Source organism: Joostella atrarenae (genome assembly GCF_021764745.1).
GTDB classification, from domain to species: Bacteria; Bacteroidota; Bacteroidia; order Flavobacteriales; family Flavobacteriaceae; genus Galbibacter; species Galbibacter atrarenae.
The window spans coordinates 264,008-270,177 of record NZ_JAETXX010000003.1 but is presented as its reverse complement, the minus strand read 5'-3'; the positions used below and the strand labels follow the sequence as shown (position 1 = coordinate 270,177).

The window sequence follows — 6,170 nt, the reverse complement described above, 5'->3', positions numbered from 1 at the left end:
AAATTAACCAGCCATTCATGCTCACAGCATCTATTTTATTAATGTTTATAGGATTTTACTTTTTATATATCACTTCTAAGAGAGCTGACTATAAGAGTGAATTATTTATTTATAATTGGGGACACACTAATACCTCTCAATCAAAGTATTTAGGCATATTATTAATCGTATTAAGTCTTGTGTTGGATATTTGGCTTCTGGGACTAGGAAGTGGAGTCTTCTCTTTCTTCGTTTTATTAATGACGTTAGCAAGTTTGGTAGTCTTATTAAGTCCTCTTCGTTTTTTTTCTGTTCCTAGCCTCTTAATTATTGGATTTCTATCCCTTTTGTTAGAATTAAATATCTCTTAAAAATGCCTGCAAATAAAAAATATTTAACTCAATCTCCTTTTCAAAGAGTCTTAAAAATAACTGCTGGCTTTGTAGGTGGTTTTATAATAACTGAATTGTTGCATATGGTTTTAACGCTCTGGTTTGATTTTGGAGCAGTTATGTTTACGATACGTTATGCTGGTTTTATACTTTGGGCTGGATTAATGATTGTTGCTTTTCTAGCTAAAAATGGATGGAAAATATGGGGGATTTATCTTTTAATAATACTCATTCTAGCTACAATTTTATACTTCGGTTCTAATATTAATTCATTATAGTTTTTTTCATGTCAAACAGAATTTATAATATTCTATTTCATACACATACCATCAGTGGTATTTTTATTAGTGCCTTATTATATATTATCTTTTTCACCGGGTTCATCTCTTTTTTAAGGGATGAAATTAGTGCATGGGAGCGGAATGAGCCGATACAAGAAGATTATTTCGAAAATATAGATTTTGACACTGCTTTAAATAAGTTAAAGCAACATGATACGCTTTACAGTAGAGATATAACTTTTTCACAGCGCTTTTTTGAACGTAGAATAGGTGTTTTCATGACACCACCAAAAGATACAACTATTGTTGCCAAAAAGGGTGGAGGAAGACGTAGAGGCTTCTTTTATCTAGACATGGATGATTATTCCAAAACGGATTATGCTTCAGGATATTCTTTAGGAGAGTTTTTTTATAGGCTACATTTTTTTGCACAATTAAATTTCTTTGGGAGATCAGGTTATTTTTTAGCTGGTTTGGTAGCTTTCTTCTTTCTCTTTGCAGTAGTAACGGGGCTGCTAGTTCACTGGAAAAAAATAGTTTCAAGTTTTTATGTATTTCGTCCTAAAGGTAAATTGAAAACAATATGGACAGATGCTCATGTCGCTTTAGGAATTATAGGTTTGCCATTCCAATTTATTTTTGCTGTAACGGGTGCTTTTTTAATTATAGGGTATACAGTAATGTTACCTCCTGTTCAGAAAGTGCTTTTTGATGATAATCCTCGAGAAATGCAGAAAGCACTGGAGAGTCAGAAAGTAGAAGAATACGCATTCTATGGCAGTCCTCTTGAGAAGAATGTTTCTATAAATGATTTTGTAATACGTACTAAAGACAAATGGCCAGATTTAGTTATTAATGGTTTTAAAGTCTTTAACTACGGAAATGAAAATATGCATATTCAAGTTATAGGTGCTCCTAATTTTACTGATGGTTTTATAGGTACAGGGTATCAAACTTTTAAAGCAAGTGATGGTAAACTAGTAAGTGAAAAAGATCCTTATAATGATGTTTCCTATGTTGAAGGAGCAAATGATGTTATTAAAAGATTACACTTTGGAGATTTTGGGGGTTATGGAATGAAATTAATCTATTTAGTTCTTGGTTTTATTACATGCTTTGTCATTATTTCTGGTGTTCTTATTTGGCTTGTAGCTAGAGATAAAAAGAATGTCGCAGATCATAAAAGACGTTTTAATACATGGTTGGTTAAAGTGTATCTAGTAGGGTGCTTGAGTTTGTTTCCAGTTACAGCGCTCACTTTTGTTATTGTAAAACTTTTTGCTGATGATTATACTGGAGATAGAAATGTTTTTATAAATAGAACTTTCTTTTGGTCATGGCTTATTTTTAGTGCGCTTTTACTTCTTAAAAAGAGCAACTATTTTACTAATAAAGTGTGTTTGATTACTGGAGCAATATTCAGTTTATTAATTCCTATCACCAATGGAATAAAAACAGGTAACTGGCCTTGGGTTTCTTATACTAATGGATATTCACAAATTTTAGTTATAGACCTTTTTTGGTTGGTGGTAGCAATCCTATCTATAATTGTTGTTTTTAAAATAAAAAGAAAATAGTTCTTCCTTTTCAAAGCTAAATATTCCCTTTTGCGTAGGTATTAATCCGTTTTACGTATGAGTTTCACTATTTGAAATAGATACTTTTGCCGAAATTATATATTTAATAAGTCTAAATAAAAATAAATATGCGAATTGTTTGCATGAATAAAATAATGCTTTTGAGTTTTCTTGTATGCTCCGTAATGGCATTTTCACAAAGTGGTAATGTACGTATTACTGGAACCGTAACAGATACAGAAGGAGCTCCAATTGCAGGAGCTACTGTAATGGTTGAAGCATTGTCTAAAGGTGTAACAACAGATATTCATGGTGTCTATGATCTAAATACTAATGCAAGAAGTGGCAATTATACACTTAAAGTGTCTTATTTAGGATTTAAAGAAAAGGAACTTGAAGTTGATTTAAATGATGGGGAAACTTTAAAGCTTGATTTTCAGTTAGAAGAATCTTCTTATGATTTAGAGGAAGTTGTAGTTTCTGGGCAAAGTATTGTAGATCAAGTTAGAGAGAAGGCCTTTAATGTAAGTGTTGTAGATGCAAAAGAACTTCATAATACGACTTTAGATCTAGGCCATGCTTTAGATAGAGTATCTGGAATTAGAGTTCGAGAAAGTGGAGGAGTTGGCTCTCAGATGAATTTTTCTATAAACGGTTTCAGAGGGAAACAAGTGCGTTTTTTTATTGACGGAGTTCCCATGGATAACTTTGGAAGTTCTTTTCAGCTAAATAATATTCCAATAAATCTAGCAGAAAGAATAGAAGTATATAAAGGGGTTGTGCCTGTAGGTTTGGGTTCAGATGCTTTAGGAGGAGCTGTAAACATTATAACAAATGGCTATAATAAAAGTCATTTAGATGCATCTTATTCTTATGGTTCTTTTAATACGCATAGATCAATGGTGAATGCTATTTATGTCGCTAAAAACGGATTCACAGCACAATTGAATGCCTATCAAAATTTTTCTGATAACTCCTACAAAGTAAATGTTGATGTAGCGGATATTAATACAGGGGAGTATTACCCAGACCAGACGGTAAAGCGTTTCCATGATCAATATCACAACGAAACTGTTATTGCAAACTTCGGAGTTGTAAATAAGTCTTATGCAGATCAATTATTATTCGGAATAACACTTGGAAACAATTACAGAGAAATTCAAACAGGAGCTCGTATTGTTAGTGTTTTTGGAGGTTGGCACAGACGTGGAAATGTAATTATGCCTAGTGTAAAATATAAAAAGAATAATTTTTTAGTTGAAGGACTAAATGTTAGAATTAATGCTAACTACAATCTAGGGCAGGAGAAAAATATTGATACTCTTCATAGAAGGTATAATTGGTTTGGAGAGTATAAAGAATATGATAACCCAGGAGGTGAAAGATCATATTCGTTATATAAATATAGAAATAATAATGGAGTAGGAGCTGCTGCTTTTGATTATACGATTGCAAAAAAGCATAGGATTTCATTGGGGAGTACATTAAACACTTTCAACAGAGAGGGAGAAGATGAACTAAATCCAAATAATGATACATATCAACAGCCTAGAAAAACCCTGAAAAATATTTTAGGACTGAGCTATGGATATGAAACAGAAAATTGGAATGCATCTGCATTTACGAAGCAGTATTTTCAGCAAAATAAATTTACACAATCTTATAACCCAACGGGAGATTATGGAGATGTAGCTTATAGAGACCAAATTAATATATATAACTTCTTGGGATATGGTTTTGCAGTCTCTCATTTTTTTAATGAAAATTTCCAAATGAAAGCTTCTTTTGAAAAGAGTTATCGTCTTCCAGATTCAGAAGAATTATATGGTGATGTTATCAATCTTCAAGGAAATGTAGATCTAAAACCTGAGCATAGCTATAATTATAATTTAGGAGCTAGTTATTGGTTGGCATTGCATAATGAGCATCAATTAAACTTCAACTTAAATGGTTTTTACAGAGATGCTAGTAATTTTATTCGTCCTCGACTTAATAATAACCAAACGATGCAGGTTATGGATAATCTAGGAAGTGTAACCAATTTGGGTGTTGAGGCAGAAATTAGATACCAAAGTGCAAGACGTTTTAGTGCAGGTGTAAATGTAACATATCAAGATTTAAGAAATAATACGAAGTACGAAGAAGGACAAACAACGGAGAGTATTGTTTACCGTGACAGGATTCCAAATATGCCATACTTCTATGGAAATGCAGATGCTAGTTACACTTTTGAGAATGTATGGGGCGATGGTAACTTATTAAGTTTAGGTTACAATATGTTGTATGTACATGCTTTTTACTTGTATTGGCCTAGTTTGGGTTCTGATAAGCTTGATATTCCAGAGCAAATTTCTCATGATATAAACGCAACGTATACTTATAACCAAAAGCTTCAATTTACGTTGGAATGTAGAAATATTCTTGATGCTGAATTGTATGATAATTTCAGTTTACAAAAACCAGGGAGAAGTATTACAGGGAAAATAAAGTATACTTTTTTATAAGAAAAAGCGGAGTTATAACCGCATTAGCACATTTTAGTCAAGTGCATTATAACAATTAAAAATAGAGTTAAGTATAAATTTTAGTTTAAAAATTATTTAAAATGATCAAAAAATCAACTTATTTTTTCAGTCTATTATTCGCTGGAACCTCATTATTAATTGGGTGTAGTGATGACGATTCTTCAGATCCTGATGGAGGAACAGAAAACCCAGAAGCAACATCGAAGTATATTGTAACAGCTACACCAATAGCTTCAGAAGGAGTAGCGGATTATATTTTAACAACAGACGATTTATCTCAAGGTAGTATTACTACTGAAGGAAATGGAATTGAGCAAGATGGAACTTACCGTTATTATCTAACCACAAACAATAAGTTTTTTAGTTTATTATACGGGCAAGGAAATCCTGGAGCGGTTACTACATATCAATTAAATTCTGAAAGCGAGTTAAGCAAAATTTCAGATTTTCAATCAGAAACAGTTCAGGCTTTCGGAGCAGTAAATGATGATGTATTAATGATTAAAATTTCTAGAAGCGCTGAGTCTCCAATTGCATATTGGTATCAATTAGACACAGAAACTTCTCAATTTACTGCTGAAGGGCAAATAAATACTCAGGAATTAGCAGATACAGAGAATGGAGAGTTGGCTTTTTTTACATGGATAACTCAAGTTGGAGATAAGGTTTACCTTCCATATTTTACAATTAAAGGATGTTGTAGTGATACTTTTGGAACTGAATACCCAGATGAAGCTAATATTGCCGTTTATTCTTACCCAGAAATGGAATTAGAAACAGTTATTCATGATGATCGTACAAGTTATATTGGAAGATACTTTGATAACGGACTTTCTGTTGATGAAAATGGAGATGCATATGCTTTTTCTGCTTCAGTAGCTACAACTAATGGAGAGTTGTCTTCTACAAAACCATCTGCAATAACAAGAATTAAAAGTGGAACTACAGAATTTGACGATTATTACTTCGATATAGAAGCAGCTGCCGGAGGTGCTTATATTACAGACCATGTGTATGTAGGTAATGGAAAGGCTGTTGGAATTTTAAGAGATGAAAAAACTTCTGCTTATCAGACAGGTAACAGATTAGCTGTAATCGATTTGTATAATAAAACGTTGGATTGGGTAACTGGAATGCCAGCTGCAGAAACGGTATTAAATGTTACAGAAGGTATGGATGTTTTAGTTTCTGAAGATAAAAGTACAGTTCACGTTGGAGTAACTACAGAAACAGGAAGTTTTATCTATAATGTAGATGTTGCTGGTGCTAGTGCAACTCAAGGATTAGAGGTTAATGGTGGAGTGATTACTGCAATAAGTAAACTTGATCCAGTTGAATAAAATTAATTTTTGAATAGGGAGCTTTTTATCTCCATATTTAATTAAAGCAAAGAGTCGTCTTGAAAATGTTTTCAAG

At 32.5% G+C, this 6,170-nt stretch carries 5 protein-coding genes; all 5 read left to right on the top strand.

The genetic code is table 11. The features are described from left to right. A partial coding sequence (locus tag JM658_RS07865; RefSeq protein ID WP_236958705.1) for a hypothetical protein occupies positions 1-350 on the top strand: 350 nt, incomplete at its 5' end. Between the two features lie 2 nt (positions 351-352). After that, entirely contained in the window at positions 353-649 is a 297-nt protein-coding gene (locus tag JM658_RS07860; protein ID WP_236958704.1) for a hypothetical protein, read from the top strand. Positions 650-657: 8 nt separating this feature from the next. Next, complete coding sequence (locus JM658_RS07855; RefSeq protein ID WP_236958703.1) at positions 658-2,229, top strand: PepSY-associated TM helix domain-containing protein; 1,572 nt, start codon at positions 658-660, stop codon at positions 2,227-2,229. Between the two features lie 128 nt (positions 2,230-2,357). After that, positions 2,358-4,733, top strand: coding sequence for a TonB-dependent receptor (locus tag JM658_RS07850; RefSeq protein WP_236958702.1), 2,376 nt, complete (start codon positions 2,358-2,360; stop codon positions 4,731-4,733). A 101-nt stretch (positions 4,734-4,834) separates the two neighbouring features. After that, positions 4,835-6,094: a DUF4374 domain-containing protein gene (locus tag JM658_RS07845; protein WP_236958701.1), complete on the top strand. Its 1,260-nt coding sequence runs from the start codon at positions 4,835-4,837 to the stop codon at positions 6,092-6,094. Positions 6,095-6,170: the final 76 nt, after the last annotated feature.

Excerpts from the sequence above, each read along its gene's own strand:
- JM658_RS07860 (WP_236958704.1), top strand. The coding sequence starts at position 353 with ATGCCTGCAAATAAAAAATATTTAACTCAATCTCCTTTTCAAAGAGTC.
- JM658_RS07855 (WP_236958703.1), top strand. The coding sequence starts at position 658 with ATGTCAAACAGAATTTATAATATTCTATTTCATACACATACCATCAGT.
- JM658_RS07850 (WP_236958702.1), top strand. The coding sequence starts at position 2,358 with ATGCGAATTGTTTGCATGAATAAAATAATGCTTTTGAGTTTTCTTGTA.
- JM658_RS07845 (WP_236958701.1), top strand. The coding sequence starts at position 4,835 with ATGATCAAAAAATCAACTTATTTTTTCAGTCTATTATTCGCTGGAACC.